The 21,584-nt window shown below is 52.6% G+C and carries 18 protein-coding genes and 1 other RNA gene; 5 read left to right on the top strand and 14 right to left on the bottom strand.

Features of this window, described 5'->3' with window-relative positions; genetic code table 11:
* Nucleotides 1-3: 3 nt before the first annotated feature.
* The 3 genes from H4O27_RS11610 to H4O27_RS11600 all read right to left on the bottom strand — a co-directional run bounded on the left by H4O27_RS11610 (nucleotide 4) and on the right by H4O27_RS11600 (nucleotide 2,006).
* Entirely contained in the window at nucleotides 4-483 is a 480-nt protein-coding gene (locus H4O27_RS11610; protein ID WP_165007037.1) for a NuoB/complex I 20 kDa subunit family protein, read from the bottom strand.
* On the bottom strand, nucleotides 474-830 hold the full coding sequence (locus tag H4O27_RS11605; protein ID WP_165007039.1) for an NADH-quinone oxidoreductase subunit A: 357 nt from the start codon (nucleotides 828-830) through the stop codon (nucleotides 474-476). The genes H4O27_RS11610 and H4O27_RS11605 overlap by 10 nt, the downstream gene beginning before the upstream one ends.
* Nucleotides 831-1,274: 444 nt before the next feature.
* Nucleotides 1,275-2,006 (bottom strand): LOG family protein, encoded by a 732-nt coding sequence (locus H4O27_RS11600; RefSeq protein ID WP_165007042.1) that lies wholly within the window; start codon nucleotides 2,004-2,006, stop codon nucleotides 1,275-1,277.
* Nucleotides 2,007-2,145: 139 nt separating this feature from the next.
* Here H4O27_RS11600 and truC point away from each other — a divergent pair, with 139 nt between their 5' ends.
* Nucleotides 2,146-2,880: a tRNA pseudouridine(65) synthase TruC gene (truC, locus tag H4O27_RS11595; protein WP_165007264.1), complete on the top strand. Its 735-nt coding sequence runs from the start codon at nucleotides 2,146-2,148 to the stop codon at nucleotides 2,878-2,880.
* 432 nt (nucleotides 2,881-3,312) lie between these two features.
* On the opposite strand, the gene vapC is transcribed toward truC, so the two are convergent.
* Together vapC and vapB are read right to left on the bottom strand one after the other, a co-directional pair.
* Nucleotides 3,313-3,717: a type II toxin-antitoxin system tRNA(fMet)-specific endonuclease VapC gene (gene vapC / locus H4O27_RS11590; RefSeq protein WP_245242693.1), complete on the bottom strand. Its 405-nt coding sequence runs from the start codon at nucleotides 3,715-3,717 to the stop codon at nucleotides 3,313-3,315.
* Complete coding sequence (vapB, locus tag H4O27_RS11585; RefSeq protein ID WP_165007045.1) at nucleotides 3,717-3,941, bottom strand: type II toxin-antitoxin system VapB family antitoxin; 225 nt, start codon at nucleotides 3,939-3,941, stop codon at nucleotides 3,717-3,719. The genes vapC and vapB overlap by 1 nt, the downstream gene beginning before the upstream one ends.
* A 149-nt stretch (nucleotides 3,942-4,090) precedes the next feature.
* On the opposite strand from vapB, the gene H4O27_RS11580 reads away from it, so the two are divergent.
* Nucleotides 4,091-5,953, top strand: coding sequence for a ribonuclease catalytic domain-containing protein (locus tag H4O27_RS11580; protein WP_165007048.1), 1,863 nt, complete (start codon nucleotides 4,091-4,093; stop codon nucleotides 5,951-5,953).
* Between the two features lie 166 nt (nucleotides 5,954-6,119).
* Nucleotides 6,120-6,287 (top strand): hypothetical protein, encoded by a 168-nt coding sequence (locus H4O27_RS11575; protein WP_165007050.1) that lies wholly within the window; start codon nucleotides 6,120-6,122, stop codon nucleotides 6,285-6,287.
* Here the strand turns inward: H4O27_RS11575 and H4O27_RS11570 are convergent.
* A complete protein-coding gene (locus tag H4O27_RS11570) occupies nucleotides 6,284-7,714 on the bottom strand; it encodes a basic amino acid/polyamine antiporter (RefSeq protein ID WP_165007052.1) in 1,431 nt (476 codons plus the stop codon). The two genes, H4O27_RS11575 and H4O27_RS11570, sit on opposite strands and share 4 nt — an antisense overlap.
* 218 nt (nucleotides 7,715-7,932) lie before the next feature.
* Here H4O27_RS11570 and H4O27_RS11565 point away from each other — a divergent pair, with 218 nt between their 5' ends.
* Complete coding sequence (locus tag H4O27_RS11565; protein WP_165007055.1) at nucleotides 7,933-8,562, top strand: tellurite resistance TerB family protein; 630 nt, start codon at nucleotides 7,933-7,935, stop codon at nucleotides 8,560-8,562.
* A gap of 178 nt (nucleotides 8,563-8,740) precedes the next feature.
* Here the strand turns inward: H4O27_RS11565 and H4O27_RS11560 are convergent, their stop codons facing one another.
* From H4O27_RS11560 to H4O27_RS11540, 5 genes are all read right to left on the bottom strand, one after another.
* Nucleotides 8,741-10,345, bottom strand: coding sequence for a tannase/feruloyl esterase family alpha/beta hydrolase (locus tag H4O27_RS11560; RefSeq protein WP_165007058.1), 1,605 nt, complete (start codon nucleotides 10,343-10,345; stop codon nucleotides 8,741-8,743).
* 269 nt (nucleotides 10,346-10,614) lie between these two features.
* On the bottom strand, nucleotides 10,615-10,785 hold the full coding sequence (locus tag H4O27_RS11555; RefSeq protein WP_165007061.1) for a hypothetical protein: 171 nt from the start codon (nucleotides 10,783-10,785) through the stop codon (nucleotides 10,615-10,617).
* A gap of 157 nt (nucleotides 10,786-10,942) precedes the next feature.
* Complete coding sequence (locus H4O27_RS11550) at nucleotides 10,943-11,833, bottom strand: homocysteine S-methyltransferase family protein (RefSeq protein WP_165007064.1); 891 nt, start codon at nucleotides 11,831-11,833, stop codon at nucleotides 10,943-10,945.
* 77 nt (nucleotides 11,834-11,910) lie between these two features.
* A complete protein-coding gene (locus tag H4O27_RS11545) occupies nucleotides 11,911-16,083 on the bottom strand; it encodes a translocation/assembly module TamB domain-containing protein (RefSeq protein ID WP_165007067.1) in 4,173 nt (1,390 codons plus the stop codon).
* 64 nt (nucleotides 16,084-16,147) lie between these two features.
* On the bottom strand, nucleotides 16,148-17,995 hold the full coding sequence (locus tag H4O27_RS11540) for an autotransporter assembly complex protein TamA (RefSeq protein ID WP_165007070.1): 1,848 nt from the start codon (nucleotides 17,993-17,995) through the stop codon (nucleotides 16,148-16,150).
* Between the two features lie 349 nt (nucleotides 17,996-18,344).
* On the opposite strand from H4O27_RS11540, the gene sstT reads away from it, so the two are divergent.
* A complete protein-coding gene (gene sstT / locus H4O27_RS11535; protein WP_165007075.1) occupies nucleotides 18,345-19,565 on the top strand; it encodes a serine/threonine transporter SstT in 1,221 nt (406 codons plus the stop codon).
* A gap of 288 nt (nucleotides 19,566-19,853) precedes the next feature.
* On the opposite strand, the gene rnpB is transcribed toward sstT, so the two are convergent.
* From rnpB to H4O27_RS11520, 3 genes are all read right to left on the bottom strand, one after another.
* An RNA gene (gene rnpB, locus H4O27_RS11530) (RNase P RNA component class A) lies at nucleotides 19,854-20,298 on the bottom strand.
* A gap of 86 nt (nucleotides 20,299-20,384) precedes the next feature.
* Nucleotides 20,385-21,281: a polyprenyl synthetase family protein gene (locus H4O27_RS11525; RefSeq protein ID WP_165007077.1), complete on the bottom strand. Its 897-nt coding sequence runs from the start codon at nucleotides 21,279-21,281 to the stop codon at nucleotides 20,385-20,387.
* Nucleotides 21,265-21,492 carry an exodeoxyribonuclease VII small subunit gene (locus H4O27_RS11520; protein WP_165007080.1) on the bottom strand — a complete coding sequence of 76 codons (228 nt, stop codon included), beginning with the start codon at nucleotides 21,490-21,492 and terminating at the stop codon, nucleotides 21,265-21,267. Before H4O27_RS11520 ends, H4O27_RS11525 begins: the two co-directional genes overlap by 17 nt.
* Nucleotides 21,493-21,584 lie beyond the last annotated feature (92 nt).

The raw sequence follows: 21,584 nt of genomic DNA, 5'->3' as shown, positions 1-21,584 counted from the left end.
CTCTCAGTCCCGTGCGATGGTTGATGTGCGTTTGATTTTCTGCTGAAGCTGAATCAGACCGTAAATCAAGGCTTCGGCAGTCGGCGGGCAGCCCGGCACGTACACATCGACCGGCACAACCCGATCTGCTCCACGCACCACCGAATAAGAATAATGGTAATAACCGCCGCCGTTGGCACACGAACCCATAGACAATACCCAGCGCGGCTCGGCCATTTGGTCGTACACACGGCGCAGGGCGGGTGCCATTTTATTGGTCAGCGTGCCGGCGACAATCAACAAGTCCGACTGGCGAGGCGACGGGCGGAAAATAATGCCGAAACGGTCAAGGTCGTAACGTGCCATACCGGCGTGCATCATTTCCACGGCGCAGCATGCCAAGCCGAAAGTTACCGGCCACAGCGAACCGGTACGCATATAGTTCAATACCGTGTCGGCGCTGGTGGTAACAAACCCTTTTTTCAATACGCCTTCTATTCCCATTCCAACGCTCCTTTTTTCCATTCGTACACGAAGCCGACCGTCAGCACGGCAATAAACACCAGCATGGACCAAAATCCGAACATGCCCAAATCCTTGAACACCACCGCCCAAGGGAACATAAATGCCACTTCCAAATCAAAGAGAATAAAGAGAATCGCCACCAGATAGTAGCGCACGTCAAACTTCATGCGGGCGTTTTCAAACGCTTCGAAGCCGCACTCAAACGGCGTATCTTTTTCGTGGTAGTGGTTTTTCGGCCCCAGAATCGAGCCCAATAAGAGAAAGGCCACACCGGCAATCAGGCCGACGAGGATAAAGATGAGAACGGGAAAGTAACTGGCTAACATGGTTGCACCTGAGTGTGTGGATTAGCAACATGGTCAAGGTATTTCGTTCGCCCAAACAGCAGGCCGCAACTACGGCAAGCAAGAAAACATCCGTCCGTCCGCCGCCGCTTTGGCCGATAACACAAAATACCGAAAAATAATTGGTCATTTTATCTAAAATTATAAGCCATTTAAAGATTAATATTGTGAAAAGCACAAAAAATCCTCAATAAATTCAATTATTTTTTGATAACGATTATTGTTTGTATTCATTTTTAAACTTTCCGACATATGAGCCTAATGCTTTAGGATTACCCGTATACCAACCTTTAGGCGATGATATGTTTTACCCAATCAGCCGCCCATTTGGCACTCATAAACAAAAGGCCGTCTGAAAACCACATTCATGATTTTTCAGACGGCCTTTTCAATAACTTAGTTATAAAGTGGATTCATTATATTTCATCATAAGCCCAACGACCAAGTATCGTTGCCTTGTTCCGACAAATCTTCCAACCGATTTTCGTAATGCGCAAAAATGTATTCCACGATTTCGTCTTCATCATCAATCAATTGAATCAAATCCATGTCTTCCGGCAAAATCAGGCGGCTGCCCAAAAGCTGGTCTTTAATCCAATCGAGCAGCCCCGCCCAAAACGCTTTGCCGACCAAAATAATCGGGCGGTTCGGGATTTTGCCCGTTTGCACCAAAGTCAGGCTCTCAAACAATTCATCCAAGGTGCCGAACCCGCCCGGCATCACCACATAAGCCACCGCGTGCTTCACAAACATCACCTTGCGCGGGAAAAAATGTTGAAATTTAATCGACAAATCCTGATACGGATTGGCATGCTGCTCATGCGGCAACACAATATTCAAACCCACCGCAGGGCTGGCACCGGCAAACGCACCTTTATTCGCCGCCTCCATAATGCCCGGCCCGCCTCCCGAGATCACCGAGAAACCGGCATCAGACAATTTGCGCGACAAACGTTCGGCAAACAGATAATCCGCATGATCCACCGGCGTGCGCGCGCTGCCGTAGATACTCACCGCGGGCTGAATCGCCCGCAATTCCTCGCCCGACTCGACAAACTCAGAAATAATCTTCAACACATGATACGACTCGCGGCCGTGAATTTCGCGGCGCGTTTCATCGGTCAACACCGGCATCGGCAATTTTTTATGCAGCGTCATCTCATCCCCTCCAACTGTTTCAACCGATTGTAACGGATTTGGCTGAAAATACAACGCCCAAAGGTTGTGCAAAAAAAACCGCAGCTTTTCAGACGGCCTCATTTACAATATAGGCCGTCTGAAATCCAAAGCCTATAACATGCTCGACATTCTCCACCACGGCCGCCACAGCATCGCCGTCAACAAACCGGCCGGTATGCTCGTTCACCGCTCATGGCTTGACCGCCGCGAAACCCGCTTTGTCATGCAGATCCTGCGTGACCAAATCGGCCAACACGTTTACCCCGTGCACCGCCTCGACCGCCCGACTTCCGGCGTGTTGCTGTTTGCCCTCGACCCCGAGTCCGCCCGCGCGCTCACCCAACAATTCGAACGCAAAACCGTCGCCAAAACTTATTGGGCGATTGTGCGCGGCCACTTGCCCGAACACGGCCGCATCGACTATCCGCTCAAATACCAGCCCGACCAAATCGCCGAAAGCCGCACCGAAGCCACCTTGCAAGATGCCGTCACCGACTACCGCTGCTTGGCGCAAACCGAATTACCGTTCCAATCCGCCTTACGTTATCCCACATCGCGCTATTCATGGGCAGAACTCACCCCGCACACCGGCCGCAAACACCAGCTGCGCCGCCACATGAAACACATCTTCCACCCCATCGTCGGCGACACCAACTACGGCGATCTGCGCCAAAACCACGCCGTGGCCGAACACTTGGGCACCAACCGCTTGATGCTGCACGCGCGGGAATTGTCGTTTCAGAGTTTGGAAAACGGGGAAAGGGTGAACATCAGTGCTCCCGTGGATGAAGAGTGGGCGGTTTGGTTAAAAATGATGCAAATTCTAAGACTCACCCCGATGCAATCAAGTTGACTTCACTCTAACGCCACTCCTAAGATATAAATCTTAAAGTAAAAGGAGGTAAGTATGTCTGATAACTACGATTTAGCTCACGCAGAATACTAAGTAAACAACGAGAACAAGCCTGTCATTATGCAGCCTATTTCATTTCAATCGGTAAAGACAGAGCAACATCTATTGCTACCACAAAAGAAGCAGTTAACGAAATATATAACATTCCAAGCGGGGAAGAAAACCTTTGGCAATTAGATAATATTGCAGCACAATATAGCTTGCCTTCAGAAGCTCAGTTAAATACCGCCCAGATAAAATCAATTGCTAAAGACATTCAAGAACATTTTGCCAATTTTCCACCTAATTAATTGATAACAGTACTCTAGTAAGGTAAACAAAGGCCGTCTGAAAAATTTTTCAGACGGCCTTTGTCAACTATCCAACTCAACTTCACTCAGCCCAATTTTCCAAAAGCAAACCATCCACACGCTCAAATTCGCGCATATTATTGCTGACCAACACCAAGCCGCGGCTGCGCGCGTGTCCGGCAATCAACACATCGTAATGCCCGATGGGTGTGCCTTTTTTTGCCAATGCCGCGCGAATATCGGCAGCGTGCGCGGCAGCGGTATCGTCAAAATCCTGCACTTCCAGCCGAGCAGCCAAGCCTTCCACAATCGCCAATGATTTTTCGGGATTGGCTGATTTTTCCGCGCCATAAAGCAGCTCGCTCAACACAATGCTGCTGATGCACAGATGATGCTGGTGCCGCCCGAATTTTTCGCGCACGGCGGCCGGGTTGTTTTTAATCGTGTAAATACAGATATTGGTATCGAGCATATAGCGCAGTATCATTAGAAACTTTCCCGTTCGGCTTGAAAAGTAGGTTCGCGGTCGGGGAAATCGGCAGCATCAAGCAGCGCAAACCAATCGTCCCACAAATTTTCGCTGGGCGTAAGCAGACGCGTTTTGCCGAGCACTACCACATCCACTTTTTTCACGTTGTCGGGAAAGGCAACAGCCTTAGGCAAGCGTAGTGCTTGTGTCTGATTACTTTTAAAAATAGTGGCTTGCATCATGATATACACTCCGTGTAGATACGTTTTGGTAGTGTAGCACAGTTTGCCCGATTCATCACAAATTCCGCATGCCGTCTAAAAATTTCTCAGCTTTCAGACGGCCTTTCTGCTAAAATTCCCCACTCAAAAAATTACCCCAAATCAAGCAAATGAATATTTTTTACGAAGAATCCGGCCAGTTTAAAGTCGCTGCCGTCGTGCAGAAAAACGACGCCACTTACCAAGTCGATACCCAACACGGCAAGCGCACGAAGGTGAAGGCGAATAATGTGTTTACCGAGTTTAGCGGCGACATGGCGGCGTTTTTGGAAAAAGCGCAGGCTGATGCGGCCGAGATTGACACGGATTTGCTGTGGGAAGTGTGCGGGGAAGACGAGTTTTCCGCCGAAGCGATTGCGGAAGAATATTTCGGTCATGCGCCGAGCCAATCGGAATTGGCGGCGACTTTGATTGCGCTTTATGCCGCGCCGATGTATTTCTACAAAAAGGCCAAAGGCGTGTTTAAAGCCGCGCCGGAAGAAACCTTGAAACAAGCCTTGGCGGCGATTGAGCGCAAAAAACAGCAGGATGCGCAGATTGATGCGTGGGCGGCGGCCTTGCAGACAGGAGAGATGCCGTCTGAAATCGCGGCGGATTTGAAAACGATTTTACACGCACCCGACAAGCAGGCTTTGACCTATAAGGCGTTTATCAAGGCGGCGGATGCGTTGAAATTGCAGCCTTATGATTTGGCCAAGCAAACCGGTGCAGTGGCCTCCCTGCCGCAATACCTGCTCGATGCGTTTGAAATGAAGCATTATCCGCAGGGTACGGTGTTGGCGCATATGGCGGTTGCGCCGCTGCCTGAATTGCCGAAAGCCGATGCGGCGGCGTTTTCGATTGACGACGAATCCACCACCGAAGTGGACGATGCCTTGAGCCTGACCGATTTGGGCAACGGCTTGAAACGCGTGGGCATTCACATTGCCGCGCCGTCGTTGGCGATTGAATCGGGCAGCGCGATTGAAAAAACCGTGATGAGCCGCTTGAGCACGGCCTATTTCCCCGACGGCAAAATCACTATGTTACCGGAAAACTGGATTGCCGCGTTCAGCTTGGACAAAGGCGCATACCGCCCGGCCGTAAGCATTTATTTCGATGTTGATGCCGAGTTCAACTTGGTTGGCGAACCCGTGAATAAAATCGAAGCGGTCAACATCGCCGAAAACCTGCGTATTCAGGCGATTGAGCCGCATTTCAATGCCGAAACCGGTTTGGATGCCGCCGGCGAAGCCATGTTCGACCACCATCAGGATTTGATTTGGCTCCATCAATTTGCCGTTGCACGCCAAAAAGTACGCGGCAAATACGAAGAAAACCGCACGCCGCAATACGATTACAGCGTAGAAGTGGCTTCAGACGGCCTCGTATCGGTGGTGCGCCGCGAACGCGGTTCGCCAATCGACACGTTGGTGAGCGAAATGATGATTCTGGCCAACAGCAGTTGGGCGCAAATGCTCGACGAAAACGATTTGCCGGGCTTATTCCGCGTGCAACCGAGCGGTAAAGTACGCATGAGCACCCAATCCGAGCCGCACATCGGCATGGGCGTGCAGCATTACGGCTGGTTCACCTCGCCGCTGCGCCGCGCCGCCGACTACATTAACCAAAAGCAGCTCATCAGCCTGATTGACGAACACAGCGAAGCCCTGTTCCACAAAAACGATGCCGGGCTCTTCGCTGCGCTGCGTGATTTCGACACTGCCTATTCCGCCTACGCCGATTTCCAACGCCAAATGGAAGCTTACTGGAGCTTGGTGTATTTGGAGCAGCAAGGCACGAAAGAACTCACTGCCACGGTGTTGAAAGAAGACTTGGTGCGCATCGAAGGGCTGCCGCTGGTGACCCGCGCGACGGGCATTCCGTTTGACACACTGCCGAAATCGCAAGTGCTGCTCAACATCACCGGACTGGATTCGGAGAAGCAGTTTATCGGTTTGAATTATGTAAAAGCGATTGCGCCGAAGGTTTGATTTGCGAACATACACAAAGGCCGTCTGAAAACGTTTTCAGACGGCCTTTTAATGTTTGATACGCATAAATAAAACCAACATAATGCGTGCGGGGCCGGAAACAACAAAAGCCCCATGGCAGCGGGACTTTTGTTGCGAAACCGAATCAGGAAAGGACTGTTTCGAAATGAAGCAGCCCTCTGCTCAAGGCTATTTCAGGCTGAAACTCAGTACAGCCATTGGACTCATCTTAAATACTTGTGCCGCTGTTTGGTCAATAACGAAGCAGCCTAAAAATAAAAAAACTACGGTTACCGCCTGCCCTGAAAAGCAGGCGTTTTTTGTTCTTTATTAAGCCGACAGGCCGGCTACCAATTGCTGCACCGCCGGCACGGCCAATACCGCCAACACCAGCAGAATCGCTTTTTCAAAGCCCTTGAGTTTCAGACGGCCATGATGCTTGTATTGCGAATAAAGATACAGCAGCACACCCGGCAGATACAGCAACACGGAAAACAGCAGATATTCCGTACCCGCCGCATACACAATCCACAGTGCATACACGGTAGCAATCAGGCCGGTGATTTTGATGCCTAAGCTTAAATTTTGCGCGAACGCGAGTTTCAGCAAAAACGCGCCGATGAGGAAATACGGAATCAGAATCATCGAGGTGGAAACCAGCAGCAGCGTTTCATAGCTGTTGCCGGTCTGCCAAACCAAAAACAGGCACAATTGCACCGTCAGCGTGGTAAACAATAACGAGCCGTGCGCCACACTGTTTTGGTTCAACTTCACAAACGACGGCGGAAATGCGCCGTTTTTCGCGCCCAAGTGCGGGATTTCTGTGGCATACAGCGTCCAACTCAAATACGACGACAACACCGACACAATCAAACACACGCTGATCAACACTTTGCCCCATTGCCCGACCATGTGCGCCAACACGCCCGCCATCGAAGGGTTGGCCATCGCGGCAATCTGCGCACGCGGCAAAATGCCCTGCGCCAATACGGTAATCGCCACATACATCAGCAATACCGACACCACGCCCAACACGGTCGCTTTGCCGACATCGGCACGGCTTTTCGCGTGTTTCGACAACACCGCCGCGCCCTCAATGCCGGTAAATACCCACAACGTAATCAGCATGGTGTTTTTCACTTGGTTCATGATGCCGGTATCGGGATTTTCCGGCGTGGCCAAACCCGCACCCGTCCAATCGGCCATAAACACATCGCTTTTGAAGAAATAAGCGGCCAAGCCGATAAACAGAATCAACGGAAACACTTTCACAAACGTCGCCGCCAAGTTCACGCCTGCTGCTTCTTTGATACCGCGCGCCACCAGCCAATAAATCAGCCATGCCGCCGCCGATTCGCCGAGAAATGCCCAAAAGGTATTGCCCTTGCCGAACAGCACAAAATCCGGTGTATCGGTAAACGTGCCGACCGCTTCAAACGCCACCACCAGATAACCGACAATACCCACCGTGGTGCACAACCAATAACCCCAAGCCGAGAAGAAACCGATCATGCCGCCGAAGCCTTCGCGCGCATAAGTGTAGATACCGCCGTCAAGGTCGGGACGCAAACGGGCCAACACCGCAAACGACATGCCCAAGAAAATAATCCCGACACCGGTAATCAGCCAGCCGATAAGCAGGGCTTTCGATCCGGCTACCGAGGCCATGTTTTGCGGCAGGCTGAAAATGCCCGATCCGATCATGGAGCTGATCACCAACGCCGTGAGCGCGGTCAGCCCGATTGTGGATTTGGAAGACATCAATCTCTTTCTGAATTTTTTACGGGGGCGGCAATTTTAACCGATTTACACAAAATCTGCTTAAAAAGGCCGTCTGAAACATACCCTTAGCGCAGGAATCATTTTCAGACGGCCTCTAATGTAAACAGACTTTTCAAATACTTAACCTTCGCCCAGCTTGGCAATGACACGGAAAACCGATATGTTGGGAACACAACTCACTCAAAGAAAGACCGACCATGAACTTAAACAGCTTATTGAATTTGGTTTTGAACAGCGTTCAGAAAAATCACACACCTGCCGCAGGTGCCAACAACGGCAGTTTGCTCGGTTCATTGGGCGGCAGTGCCGTGGCGGCCAGCTTGGTGTCGATGTTGTTGAAAAAGAAAAACACCGGCCCGCTGGCCAAAGTAGGCTCATTGGCCGCGCTGGGCATGTTGGCCTACCAAGCCTACCAAGGCTGGCAGAAAAACAATCCGACCAAGCCTGCGCCGCTGAAAAGTGATTTCGAGCCGAATGAAAGCAAAGCCGAAGAGCAAAGCCGCGTGTTATTGCGCACCATGATTGCCGCCGCCGCTTCAGACGGCCTGATTGATGAAAACGAGAAACAGCTCATCAGCAACGAGAGCGGCGACGATCCGGCCACTTTGCGTTGGTTAGCTGCCGAATACGCCAATCCGGCCGGTATCGCCGACATCGCCCAAGCCGTCGGCAACGACCGCGCTTTGGCTTCCGGCGCCTACCTTGCCGCACGGGTGGTGTGTGACGGAATGTCGCGCAAAGAAATCGTGTTCCTCGCCCAACTGGCCGAAGCACTGAATCTGGACGAAGAATTGGTGGAAAAACTGGAACAGCAGTTGGGTTTGTAATCCGCCGATAGCTGCCGATAGCAAAAGGCCGTCTGAAAGATGATTTTTCAGACGGCCTTTTGCCATTGACGTGTTTGATAGTCGTTTAAAATAGAAATAAGACAAGGCGACAGCGACCGCCGTGTACACCCAGTATATAAGGGAGCCGGCAATGCCGTATTATTTTTATTTTTAAAGACTATTCACACACAAAACTTTCCGCCCTCTTCTCATCGCCGCCTTTGTACACAGCAATTTTCGGATAAGCACACAGCGGCATGCTGCGGCCGGGGAAGGATTTGCCTTTCGCGAGCATCAATTCCGGCGCTTGGCCTTTGTCGTGCCAGTTTTCCAAGGCGGTAAGCGGGTCGAAATCATCAAACGCTTTGCCGCCGCCGCAATGGTTCATGCCCGGCACCATAAACATGCGGCTGAAGTTTTCTGCATTCGGCGTATCGCGCTGCATGGCGGCAAACCAATCACGTTGGTCTTTGGCGGAAAACACCGGATCGGAAATACCGGTTACGATGATGAACTTGCCGCCGTTTTGCCGGAATGCACTCATGTCGGTATCCGTAGCATCGTTGATTTTGCCGGTGGCGTAGGTTTTCGGCGTATCGGTGTCGAAATCGAAACGGCTCAAATCAAAATCAGGCACAGGCGGCGTCATGAAATACCATTTTAGCGAACCGTAGCCAAGCGTAACATTGCGGGCATTCGGTTCGGCGGTTTGCGATGTGCCCAATTTCCAGCGGCGCCAGTCTTCGCCGTTGATGCCCGAATCGTAAAACCAGCCGCTGTAAATCTGCTCGCCCTTGCTGTTTTTCGCACCGTCAAACACGGCTTTGAGTGCGGCGGTTTTGGCAGGGCTCAGTCCGGCCATTTCAGGGCGGAAGCCGCAACTTTCCCACGCGTTAATCACGCCGTCTTTCAAGCCGTCTTTGGCATCGCAGCGGTTCAATACTGCTTGGCTGACTTTATCCAAATCGGCTTGGGTGAGGGCGTTGGCCAAGATTTTGTGGCCGTCTGAATTTTTCGGTGCGATTTTCATCAATTGTTGCGTGTCCCACACTTCGGCCACCGCCGCGCGCGACAAACGGAAACCCGGATTGGCGGCAATCACGCCGTCAAACTCGGTCGGGTAGCGTTGCGCCGCAATCATCGCTTCTCGGCCGCCGTTGGAACAGCCCATAAAATAGCTGTGTTGCGGTGCGCTTTGGTAGAGTTTCCGAATCAACTGCTTGGCCACTTGCGTCACTTTGCCGGTCGATTGATAGGCAAAATCCAAACGCGCCTGCGGGTCGGCACCGAAATCAGGTGTCGGCATCGGGTGGCCGCCGTCCATACTGACCACGGCATAGCCGCGCGTCAAAGCAGGCATGGCGGTTGACGTGCGCACCGGAATGCTGCCCAAAGCCGGCGCGACAAAACCGTCCACCCCGCCACCGCCTTGGAACAGAAACTTGCGGTTCCAGTTTTGCGGCAAACGCATTTGGAACTTGGTGCCGTAAGGTTTGCCGTCCGCACCCGTGCGTGCGCCAATTTCGCCCTCCACCACACAATGCGCCCCTGCCTGCCTATCGGTGGCCGAGCCTCCGGTCAGTGATGACATGCGGTCAGCGCCCACCAATCCATCGTTTGACCATTCTGCCTTGGTGATTCGAGTGTTTTCAATCTGCGCTTGTTTTAAGGCAAAGCATTGTTCGGCCGCAGGCGGATTGTTCGCACTGTCAGGTTGATTCGGGCTGCTGCAGGCGGTGGCTGCAAAGACAGCGGAGAGTGCAAAAGCAAGTTTCGGGTTCATAGGTTCACCTTTTGATTTTAAGAAAGTACCAACCATCATTGATGCAGGAAATCCCAGCGTTGTTTACACTTTTTCTTTTTTCCCCCTGAAGACCCGTTTGGAGATTTCCGAGTGTTGCCAAGAATGCCGAAGGGTACGGCAAAGCCGCATGGCTCTTGATAACGCTCAAAAATCCTGAAACAATTATTCGGGCAAAAAACAAAAACTGTTTTGCATAAAAAGTGTGACAACCCGGCGATTTCCTACACCTTAGGCCGTCTGAAAATTATTCAGTTCAATCGGCGGTAGATTTTTTTGGAGATTTTAATCCCGGCAAAACACAGTGCAAACGCCAATACAATTTGCACGATACCGGGCAAGGCCAACCGTCGCAGCAGTAGGAAATAAAGCCCCCAACCGATGAGGTTGCCGATGATATTGATCACAAGAGTAGGGCGCATGTTTATCCGTTTTGAGTATCTGTGTTCAGACGGCCTCGCATGAAAACGAGGCCGTCTGAAATTCACTTTAAAATAGAACAAGGCGGTGAGCCAGACAGTATAGATAATACGGCTAGGCGAACCAACGCCGTACTATTTTAAAGTGGATTCACTATATTTATAATTTTTCGGCCAACACCCGAATATGCTCAGGACCAATGCCGCAGCAGCCGCCGATAATGTCGGCACCGGCCGCCACCCATTCTTGCGCCCAACGCAAATAGTTCGACGGTGTGGTGTCGGAACGAATTTCGTCCAAGCCCTCGTTGGCGGCATTCATTCCGTCTTCTGCCGGTTCGAAGGCGTTGGCATATACGCCTATTTTCAATGACTTATCTTGCTTTTCCAACGCTAATTTAGCGCATTCCACCGCCGCCAGCATTACTTCCGGACGGCTGCAATTAAACAGCAATGCCTGCGCACCCAAGGCCGCTACTGCCCGCGCTGCTTCCGCCACCGGCTCACCCGAACGCAATACCGGCTCATCGTGTTCGTGCGTGTCTTCCAAGGTAAACGACACCCAAAACGGTTTGCCGTCGTCCGGCAGGCGGGTCTTCCAAAATGCGGCTTCGGCAATGCTGCTTTGCGTTTCTGCCAACCAAATATCGGTATAGGCTTCCAAGCCGTTGATTAACGGGCGCGCCAATTCAGGCGCAGCAGCGGCATCAAATAAATCAGGGCGGTATGAGCCAAACAACGGCGGCAACGAGGCGGCTACTTTCACCGGCTTGCCGCTTTGGCCGGCGGCTTCGCGGGCAAGTTTACCGGCGGTAGCGGCCAAGCTTTCGGCTTCTTGGGCAAAGCGTTGTCCGCCGATATGAAACGGCACCACAGCATAGCTGTTGGCGGTAATCACTTGGGCTCCGGCGCGGATATAGTCGGCATGGGTTTCACGCACAATATCGGGGGCTTCGGTCAAGGCCAACGCCGACCATTCGGGTTGGCGGAACGGTGCGCCGCGGCGGTGCAGCTCGCGCCCCATGCCGCCGTCTAAAATAATGGGTTTCATGTTTGTCTTTCTGATAAGCGGTTCAATCATAAAGGCCGTCTGAAAAGCTGTTTTTAGCTTTCCGGACGGCCTGCTCATTAAGGTTGTTTTTCTTTTTCCGAATCTACTTCTTTGTCGGATTTTTTAAACCAGCGGTCAAAGCGAATGGTGTATTTCAATTCGCCGCCGGAAGATTCGCTGCCGACGCGGGCAATCGCTTGGATAGAGCGGGTCAGTTGGTAAATCAGTTTCACCGACTGATCGGCGCTGGTTAAGCCGTATTCGTAACCAAGATACAATTCTTGCGACAATTGTTTGCCCACGGTCAATACCTGCTCGGCCGGATTGAGTTCGCCGGTTTGGGCGTTGCGACTGCGGCGGCTGGTAAAGCCCAAATCGTCCACCAAGCCTAAGCGGTCGTTGATTTGACCGGCTAACAGGGCGCCGGCGGCTGCGGAAAGGGCGGCTTCGTCGCCGTCGCTGCCGCTGCTGGCACGGTTGAGAATCAGCCACGAGAGTTTGTCTTTTTCGCTCATGGCTTCATTCGCCACCAAGGTAATGCGCGGATTGCTTAAATTGCCCAACACCTCTACGCCCGCCCCAACCGGCGACAGGCGGCGTTCGGCGCGGATATTGAGGTTGGGGTCGCTCAAAGGGCCGACAAAGGAAATCGTGCCTTTGGTGATGTCCAAATCCTGACCATAGGCTTTATACCGGCCTTTAATGACCCTGACCGTACCGATGCCCTGCACTGTTTCACCCGGCCGGGCAGTCAGTTTCAATGTACCGCCCAGGGTGACGTTCAAGCCTTCGCCGACAAAGCGCACGCTGTCGTTTAAGTCCAAATCCAAATCCATGAAAATCGGCGTGGTGGCGGCTTGCTCTTTCGGCGGCTCGCCCAACACCACCACATCGTCATCCAAAGTCGGCATGGACGATTCTTGGAAACCGAATTGGCCGAAGTCGGCTTTCAATCCGCCTACCAAAGACACACCGCGCTGCACGTTATACAGCACTTTGGCTTTGCCGCTTAACGCTAAACGTCGGTTCGGGCGGGAAAGCGTGCGGTATTTGTCGAACACGATATCCACATCGACATCGGGATTCACGTCTTCCAATTCGACACGGCCTTTCAGTTCGACCGTGCCGCCGCGATAGAATTTCAGGCTGTCGATCAGCCAATGGCGGCCTTGCAGACGCGAGCGCAATACGCCGTTGTCCAGAATCAGACCTTGCGCCTGATTGCGGTAATACAGATTGTCGCCGTTGAGCGTGCCGTTAAACAGCGGATCGCCGACGCTGCCGCCCAAATTCACCGCACCAATCAGACGGCCTTTGATGGTTTGGCCGACCGGAATGAAATTGCGGAATACTTCCAAGTTGGCGACATTCAGATTAATGCGGCCGCTCAAAGGCGAAGTATCCAAGCTGTTGCCTTGGCCGATATTAATGGTACCGTCGCCGTTGCCATAATTGGTGTTAAGCTTCAGATTAGAGAGAATGCTCGGTGCCGCCACCCGGCCGCCCAACACAGCGGTGCCGCTGAAGCTGCCGCTCAAACTTTGTGCCGATGGCGGCAAGAGCGGACGTAATGCGGTCAAATCTGAAATATTGGCGTTCACGCGGCCGGTGAGCGGCGCATTGGCCAAATCGCCGCCGAACTGCTGGTTAATGCCGACATCGGCATCCACGCGGCCGAAGCGGCTGTGGCTGTCGAGTTGCGCATCGATGCGGTTGTTTTGGAAACGGGTGCGCAAAGATAAGTTGCCCAAGCCCAAAGGCTGGTTGTTTTGCGGCAGAATCACATCGCCGCCTTGGCGCACGATATTCAAATAACCACGCGCGTTTTCGCTGTACGACATATCCCAATCACCGCCCAACACCAGATTATGGCTGACAGGCGGCCGGTAAAAATTATGCAGTTCGGCCATGTGCAGGTTTTGCGCGCTGCCTTTGGTGGTGATGCCGGTCTGCTTGTCCCACACGAAACTTTGCAGGTTCAACACGCCGCCCATCGCCGCCCATCGCGCCGGACTCATCGCCACGCGTTCGGCGCCGGCTTCCAAGTTCATGCGGTTTTGCAATTTAAGGTTAAATGCGCCGCTGATGTCGAGCACATTCACCACACCTTTCCATTGGTCGAGGTCTTGATTCAGTCCGCCGTTGGCATCAAGGTCGAGCTTGTAGGGTTTGCTGTCCAAAACCATATTGCCGGCGCCGCGAATACGGTGGTTCAGGCCGGTACCGTTCATGCTCAGGTTGATGGCATCAATCACGGTCGGCGTTTCGCCTGCGAACACAATCCGGCCGCCGGCAATTTCGGCAGTCAACGGCTTGGTTACATCGGGAGAGCCTTTGAGTTTGAAATCCAAATCGCGCACATTCAGCAAACCGCCCACACGCAGGGCGCGTGCTTCGCCGGACAAATCGGTTTCCAAGGTTTTGATGCCGCCTGAAAGATCGCCGCCCAAATAACCTTTGGCATTGAGTAAACCGCTCAAGCCGAAACCGAAGCGCGACAAATCAGGCGCACTGATATTCAGATTCAGGCGGTCGCCTTTTTTGCCGAAACTGCCGCTGGTATTGATAACGTTGGTGCCGAGTTTGAGATCGGCCAGCGCACGCGGCAGATGTTGGTCTTCATACAGAATATCGGCCTTACCGCTCAATGACACGCCGTTGAGCATGCTCGGGCCAAACTGCATTTTGCCGCCGAATTTTTGCTTGCCCAATTCTCCCGTCAGCGTGATATTGCCGTTGATATTGCCTACCGGAAGCTGCTTATCCATCTTGCCCGGATTGAAATTTTTACTCACAATATCGAGCTTAAGCAGTTGATTTTTAAATAGCTGAATCTCGCCTCCGGCTGTAATTTCGCCGCCTTCCTGCGGCGTTAATTTCACATCCGAAAGCTTGAGCGCGCGCTGGCCTTGCAGCTTGTCGGTAAGGATGGAAAGCAGGCCGGTAGTGCGGGCAAAACCGCTGTCGAGCGACCAATCGATGTCAGGCGATGCGGTCTCGCCTTTGACGTTGATATTGCCGTTCAGACGGCCTGCAATATTTTGTTGCACCGCATCGGCGGCAACAATGTTTTCCACGCCGATGGCCAAATCCAATTGCTGCTTGACGGTGTCGATGCTGCCCGCTGCTTTCAGACGGCCTTGTTGCAGCAAGCCGAACAGTGCTTCATTGATTTTGACCATGCCTTGCTCGTCAACAGTAAATTCCGCCAAGGCGGTACGCACGGGAATGCCGTTGTTGTCGGCAAAATCGGCTTGAGTATTGCCTAAATCCAGAGAGCCGTCTAAGGTAATGCCGTCGGTAAACGATGGCACGAGAATGGCATCAAAGGTCAGGTTGGCTTTGGGCAGCGACGGCATAAATGCCACCGGATTAATGTTGATGCCCTTCACATGCACTTCGCCGACCATCTCGTTCAGCTGCTTGGCAAATGGATGCATGATGGAATCGGCGTGCAGATGCACATTCTCGCCATCGAGCAGGATTTGCGTATTCACGTCTTGCAGGCTGCCCCAAAAGCGGGTGGTGCCGTGGATGGTTTCTCCTTCCAATTCGCCTTTGGTGTAAATCGCGGTATTGAGTGAAAACGGGCTTTGCAAACCCAACACCGCCGCACCGGCCGATTCGCTCCACGGTGTTTTGGCTTCGGCCAAATCCAAACGATGCTCTTTACGGTCGTAATGATAGGCGGCTTTGAGTTTTTCGATGTAAACGGTTTGCTCATCAAAGCTCGGGCCTAGTGTGATTTTGCCGGTTTCGGCATGGTCAATGAACACGGTCACCGGCAAGTCGATGCTATCGGGCAGGCCGTCTGAAGGTTTGTCTTCTTTCGGCGGGGCGGGCTTGGTGGCAATGGCGATATCGCCGGCAATTAATTTTTTGATGTGCAGGCTCGGGCGGGTCAGTTCAGACGGCACCCATTGCAGCGTAAGCTTGCTGATTTTGATGTCGGCGCCTTTGGTTTCAATCAGCCATTCGTCGCCGCGCACGCCGTCAATCAAGGTGCCTTGCAAGGTTTTTGAGCTGATGTTCACGCCGAACCACGACGGAATTTTGTAGAGACCGAAACGCAAGCCGGATTCGGTGCCGGCCACCCACCCCGCCAAGCCGAACAGGCACAACAACGCGCACAACACCAGCCATGCCAAAACACGCAGCCGGAGGCGTTTGCGCTTAGGCGGCGTTTCAGGAGGCCTGTTATCGGTTGGCGGTGTGCCCGTCGCAGCGGTAGATGCTTGTTCTGTGGTCATGGTGATACGATACAAAAAAATAAAAGTTCGGTTTTCAGACGGCCTTTTAATGCCGTCTGAAGCATTAAAAACGCGTGCCTAAGCTGATGTGCCAGCGAAGTTTTTTGTCCTGATGGCCGTAAGCCACGTCGAATGAAAACGGTGCCACCGGGCTAAACCAGCGCACACCCAAGCCGGTACCGTGTTTCATGGTCATTTTTTTGAAGTTTAGTGCCGCATCACCGACATCATGGAAAACTGCGGCAGAGAAACTTTTAGTTACCGGATATTGGTATTCAAAGCTGCCGACCAACATCGCGCGCTCCGGCAATACCGAGTCGTTCGGGCCGGCCAAACCGATACTGTCGAGCTCATAACCGCGAATCGACGATGCACCACCGGTACGGAACAATAAGCTTGAAGGCACTTCTTCATCTTCGTTGGCATATACATAGCCGGTTTGGCCGCGCACGATGAAGGTGCCGATTTTTTTGTTTTCCGGCGTGAAGAAATAGCCGGCTCGGGCATGAGCGCTCGCCATCATGGTGGATGACAGCACTTTGCCTAAAGTCGCGCCGATTTTGCCGTCAAGATAGTAACCGTTTTCAGGGCGCAGCGTGGTTTCAATGTCTTGGCGCTTCCATGAGGCGGTGAGCATGGTGGCGTGGCTGCGGCCTAAATCATAATCGGTGTCGGGTACTTTGCGCTCTTCAATGATGAATTCCAAACCGACGCGGGCATCAATATTATTACGGTCGCGCACATACCACACCCCGCTGGTGAGGGCGTGTTTTTCCAGATTTTGCGTGGTCGAACGGTTATAGGCCAGATTGGTGGTCCAGTATTTGCCGTTGCTCTTACGCGGCTGGCTGATACCTGCAGCCAAAGTGGTTTCGTATTTGTCCATGTCCCATACCGCCGAACCGATGTAGCCGCGGTTGAACAAATTGTAATAATCGTAAGCGATGCGGCCGCCCAAACCGTATTCCGAATCGTAACGGATACCGGTTTCCAATTTATGCAGCTTCACTTCGCTCACATTCACCTTCACCGGCACTCGGTCTTGGCTCAGGTTATCAAAATCCGCCTGCACCGAAGCGCCGGAATAATGGCCGTTTTGCTCCAAGGCTTGCTGAAAATCAAGCAGTTTATCCAAATCGTAAGGATCGCCCGGCCCAAAACGCGCCATGCCGGAAACGACATTCACCGGATAGCGTTTGGTGCCGGTAATCTGAAAATCGCCGAAATAAATCGGCCGGTTGCTCTCGACCATCACTTCCAAATCGGCCGCATTGCGGTTAGGGTCGATGGTGGCCTGTGAATTAGTGATTTTGGCAAGCGGATATTTTTTACGCGTCACCGCCGAGAGCACAGAAGTTTTGCTGCTGCTCCAGCGGTCTTGATCGAAATTGTCGCCGACCGGCTGCTGCCAGTTTTGCATGGCGTTTTTGTAATAATCGCCGACATCGCCTTCAGACAACACATCGCCGATAATCGCCACGCTGACGTTGTCGATTTTGGTGCGCGGGCCCGGGGTGATGTTGACCACATAGCCGTCGGTGGCGAGATCGTCGCGGATGCTGGTTTGACTGTTGAAATAGCCTTTGGTGCGCAACATGGCCGTTACGTTTTGCGGCGCTTCCTCCGCCAAGAAACCGACTTGCTCTTTATCCAGCTCTTCTTGTTGTTGCTGGGTAATCAGCGGCAAATGGGTTTCCACCATTTCTTTGACTTCGCTGTTGTCGGTTTCGACTTTGACCGGATATTTCGGATCGAGCTTAACCGTTTCCGTGCTCATACTTGGCGGCGTACGTTCCGATTCGGGCACAGGCTCGTAATCATCGGCCCGGGGCACAAACGCATCGGCCGCAAATGCCTGCATACAGGCCATCGACAGCGTGGTAAAGAGAATCGGCGGGGTCAGTTTGTTCATATTGCCAAATATTACGGAAATTCGGAGGTTTCTGATTCTAACACTATTTATACCTTCTTTTAACAGCCGAATCCTGCGCTTACATTGCTTCGGGCCGTCTGAAAATCGGTATATCTTTATCGGGCATAAAAATCGTCAACAATTTTTCACCCATGCTATATATTATGCAAATTAGCCACACAATCTAATATTAATACGGCAATATTATCAATCATAAATTTTTCTATTTCTAATAAATTAGAAATTTTATGCTAAATTATCGGATTTTCTCTCAAAATCTCCACCGATAGTAAGGTTTTATTTTAGAATGTAATTTATTCTTAACATACTTTTAACACAAGGATGAACGATGTCCAGTGAAAACCCTCTTCTCAACGCAGTCAACAGCGTCAGCCTGGTGAAACAAATCGCCATCGGCTTGGCGCTCGGTATTATTGTCGGCTGGATTGCGCCTAATGCAGGCTTGGCCGTCGGCTTGCTCGGCAGTCTGTTTGTCGGCGCATTGAAAGCCGTGGCACCGGTTTTGGTGTTTATCTTGGTGGTGGCCGCCATTTCGCAACACCGCAAAGGCAACGAAGCCTACATCAAACCTATTATCGGTCTGTACATCATCGGCACCTTCGCCGCCGCTTTGGTGGCCGTGATTGCCAGCATGACGTTCCCGACCCACATCGTTTTATCCAGCGCCGGCGATGTTTCCACTGCCCCGCCTTCCGGCATTGTCGAAGTGTTGAAAACCTTATTGATGAACTTGGTTGCCAATCCGGTGAACGCCGTGGCCAATGCCAACTACATCGGCATTCTGGCATGGGGCTTGGTGTTGGGCTTTGCCATCCGCAACCATGGTTCAGACACCACCCGTCAAGTAGTGGCCGATTTGGCTGATGCAATTTCCACCGTGGTGAAATGGGTGATTAAATTCGCGCCTTTGGGTATTTTCGGCTTGGTCGCCTCTACCGTAGCCGAAACCGGCTTCGGTGCCTTGGCCAGCTACGCCCAACTGCTTACCGTGTTGCTCGGCTGCATGCTGTTTATCGCATTAGTGGTGAACCCGCTGATTGTGTGGTGGAAAATCCGCCGCAATCCGTATCCGTTGGTACTGACCTGCTTGCGTGAAAGCGGTGTGACTGCCTTCTTCACCCGCTCTTCTGCCGCCAATATTCCAGTGAACATGGCTCTGGCCAAGAAACTCGGTTTGCATGAAGACACCTACTCCATCTCGATTCCATTGGGTGCCACCATCAACATGGGCGGCGCGGCGATTACCATTGCCGTATTGTCGCTGGCGGCAGCGCACACCTTGGGCATTCAAGTTGACTTCCTGACCGCACTGTTGCTGAGCTTAGTGGCAACGGCCGGCGCCTGCGGCGCTTCCGGTGTGGCAGGCGGCTCGCTGCTGCTGATTCCGATGGCGTGTGCCTTGTTCGGCATTCCCAACGATGTGGCCATGCAAGTGGTGGCCGTCGGCTTCATCATCGGCGTGTTGCAAGATTCAGCCGAAACCGCGCTGAACTCGTCAACCGACGTGCTGTTTACCGCCGCAGCCGACATGAGCCGCAACCGCGAATAAATGCGATGATATATAAAAGGCCGTCTGAAAATCCGCTGTTGATTTTCAGACGGCCTTTTTCACTGAACCATCAGATGTATAGTGGATTCGCTTTAAAATAGGACAAGGCGGTGAGCCGAAGACAGTATAGATAATACGGTTAGGCGAACCAACGCCGTACTATTTTAAAGTGGATTCACTATACTTCCAAACACGCTGCAAATTCAGTCTCAACAATCTCCATTGATTATTACCTAGTAAAAGGCCGTCTGAATACAATACATTCAGACGGCCTTGATTCATTCTGTGCACACAGGTCAAACGATAAGCCGGGTTCTGTCGTTGGACAGTCATTCCTCTAGTCGCACCATTGCTGATACGCTCCAGCAACCTACCCGAACGCTCGGCGAGCCGCGTCAATGCGTTCTGTTTGGTCTTGCTCCGAATGGGGTTTGGCCTGCTGCGGACTGTTACCAGCCGCACGGTGCGCTCTTACCGCACCTTTTCACCCTTACCTGTGCCTTCCCGCCGGCCTTTTGCACCCTGCTTGCCCCGCCATATTAATGACTGCGGCATTCCGTTTTGCAACGGCACAAAAGGCCGGCGGGAATCATGGCCATCGGCGGTTCTGCTCTCTGTTCCACTTTCCGTCGTGTTACCACGCCCGGCCGTTAGCCGGCATTCTGCTCTTTGGAGCCCGGACTTTCCTCCCCGTAAGCCTTACGCGTTACGCGGCGACTGTCTGTCTGGCCTGTATGCGGAAGCGATTATAACACAAGGCCGTCTGAAATTTGGGGTTAGCAGTTTCAGACGGTTTTGTTTCACTTCACACCGGCAAACTCAATTCTTACGCGCAGTCACAAATTCCGCCAAACGGCGCAAATGAGCGGCTTTGTCGCCGAACGGCTGCAACAAGGCCGCGGCTTCGGCGCTCAGTTTTTCGGCATAGGCGCGCGCTTCGGTTAAGCCCATCAGTTTGACATAAGTCGGCTTGTCATTGTCGGCATCTTTACCTGCCGTTTTGCCGAGTGTGGCGGTGTCGGCTTCGCAGTCGAGCACATCGTCAATCACTTGGAAAGCCAAGCCCAGTTTAGCGGCGTATTGGTCGAGCCGGGCGATGTGTCCGTCGCCCAAATCGGGGCAGGCCAGCGCACCCAATACCACGGCAGCACGAATCAGCGCGCCGGTTTTCAGACCGTGCATTTCTTCCAATCCGGCTTGGTTCATCGCTTTGCCGACATTGGCCAAGTCAATCGCCTGACCGCCGGCCATGCCCAAGCTGCCGCTGGCTTTGGCGAGTGTCGCCAACATGGCCAACTGGCGTGCGGCAGGCAATCCGGTGGCGCGGCTCAATACGTCAAATGCCTGTGCTTGCAGCGCATCGCCGACCAGCAGCGCAGTGGCTTCGTCGTATTGCACATGGCAGGTCGGTTTGCCGCGGCGCAGGCTGTCGTTGTCCATCGGCGGCATATCGTCGTGTACCAAGGAATAAACGTGTACCATCTCAATCGCACCCATGGCTTGTTCGACCGCGGCATTGTCGGCCTCGCCCAATTCGGATGCAGCCAACACCAGCAGCGGACGCAAACGCTTGCCGCCGCCGAGCGTGACATAACGCATGGCTTCGTGCAGCTTGGCCGGTTTGGTGTGTTCAGACGGCAAAAAACGCTCCAGCAGCAATTCGGTTTGCGCTTGGGCTTTTTGCTGCCATGCTTTTAAATCATTCGCTTGGATCAAGGTTGAGCTCCTTTAATTCGCCGGCATCCAAAACCTGCAATTTTTGTTCGACTTCGGCCAGTTTTTCTTGGCAATACTGCACCAATTCGTTGCCTTCCTGATAGGCAGCGAGCGCATCTTCCAGCGGCATATCGCTGCTCTGCATGGATTGGGTTAAGGTTTCCAAGCGTTTCAGGGCTTCTTCAAAGGATTTCGGGGCGGCTTTTTTCATGGGTATCGGGGGGGGGGAAATCAAAGGCTTATTGTAGCATTTTTAAACGCGAAAAGGCCGTCTGAAAGAATCGTTTTCAGACGGCCTTTTTT

The organism is Neisseria yangbaofengii (genome assembly GCF_014898075.1).
Lineage (GTDB): Bacteria > Pseudomonadota > Gammaproteobacteria > Burkholderiales > Neisseriaceae > Neisseria > Neisseria yangbaofengii.
Note: the sequence above shows the minus strand (reverse complement) of the source record. Positions and strands in the feature narration are given on the sequence as shown.

Excerpts from the sequence above, each read along its gene's own strand:
- H4O27_RS11610 (WP_165007037.1), bottom strand. The coding sequence starts at position 483 with ATGGGAATAGAAGGCGTATTGAAAAAAGGGTTTGTTACCACCAGCGCC.
- H4O27_RS11605 (WP_165007039.1), bottom strand. The coding sequence starts at position 830 with ATGTTAGCCAGTTACTTTCCCGTTCTCATCTTTATCCTCGTCGGCCTG.
- H4O27_RS11600 (WP_165007042.1), bottom strand. The coding sequence starts at position 2,006 with ATGACGCTGCATAAAAAATTGCCGATGCCGGTGTTGACCGATGAAACG.
- truC (WP_165007264.1), top strand. The coding sequence starts at position 2,146 with ATGCTCGACATTCTCCACCACGGCCGCCACAGCATCGCCGTCAACAAA.
- vapC (WP_245242693.1), bottom strand. The coding sequence starts at position 3,717 with ATGATACTGCGCTATATGCTCGATACCAATATCTGTATTTACACGATT.
- vapB (WP_165007045.1), bottom strand. The coding sequence starts at position 3,941 with ATGATGCAAGCCACTATTTTTAAAAGTAATCAGACACAAGCACTACGC.
- H4O27_RS11580 (WP_165007048.1), top strand. The coding sequence starts at position 4,091 with ATGAATATTTTTTACGAAGAATCCGGCCAGTTTAAAGTCGCTGCCGTC.
- H4O27_RS11575 (WP_165007050.1), top strand. The coding sequence starts at position 6,120 with ATGAAGCAGCCCTCTGCTCAAGGCTATTTCAGGCTGAAACTCAGTACA.
- H4O27_RS11570 (WP_165007052.1), bottom strand. The coding sequence starts at position 7,714 with ATGTCTTCCAAATCCACAATCGGGCTGACCGCGCTCACGGCGTTGGTG.
- H4O27_RS11565 (WP_165007055.1), top strand. The coding sequence starts at position 7,933 with ATGAACTTAAACAGCTTATTGAATTTGGTTTTGAACAGCGTTCAGAAA.
- H4O27_RS11560 (WP_165007058.1), bottom strand. The coding sequence starts at position 10,345 with ATGAACCCGAAACTTGCTTTTGCACTCTCCGCTGTCTTTGCAGCCACC.
- H4O27_RS11555 (WP_165007061.1), bottom strand. The coding sequence starts at position 10,785 with ATGCGCCCTACTCTTGTGATCAATATCATCGGCAACCTCATCGGTTGG.
- H4O27_RS11550 (WP_165007064.1), bottom strand. The coding sequence starts at position 11,833 with ATGAAACCCATTATTTTAGACGGCGGCATGGGGCGCGAGCTGCACCGC.
- H4O27_RS11545 (WP_165007067.1), bottom strand. The coding sequence starts at position 16,083 with ATGACCACAGAACAAGCATCTACCGCTGCGACGGGCACACCGCCAACC.
- H4O27_RS11540 (WP_165007070.1), bottom strand. The coding sequence starts at position 17,995 with ATGAACAAACTGACCCCGCCGATTCTCTTTACCACGCTGTCGATGGCC.
- sstT (WP_165007075.1), top strand. The coding sequence starts at position 18,345 with ATGTCCAGTGAAAACCCTCTTCTCAACGCAGTCAACAGCGTCAGCCTG.
- H4O27_RS11520 (WP_165007080.1), bottom strand. The coding sequence starts at position 21,492 with ATGAAAAAAGCCGCCCCGAAATCCTTTGAAGAAGCCCTGAAACGCTTG.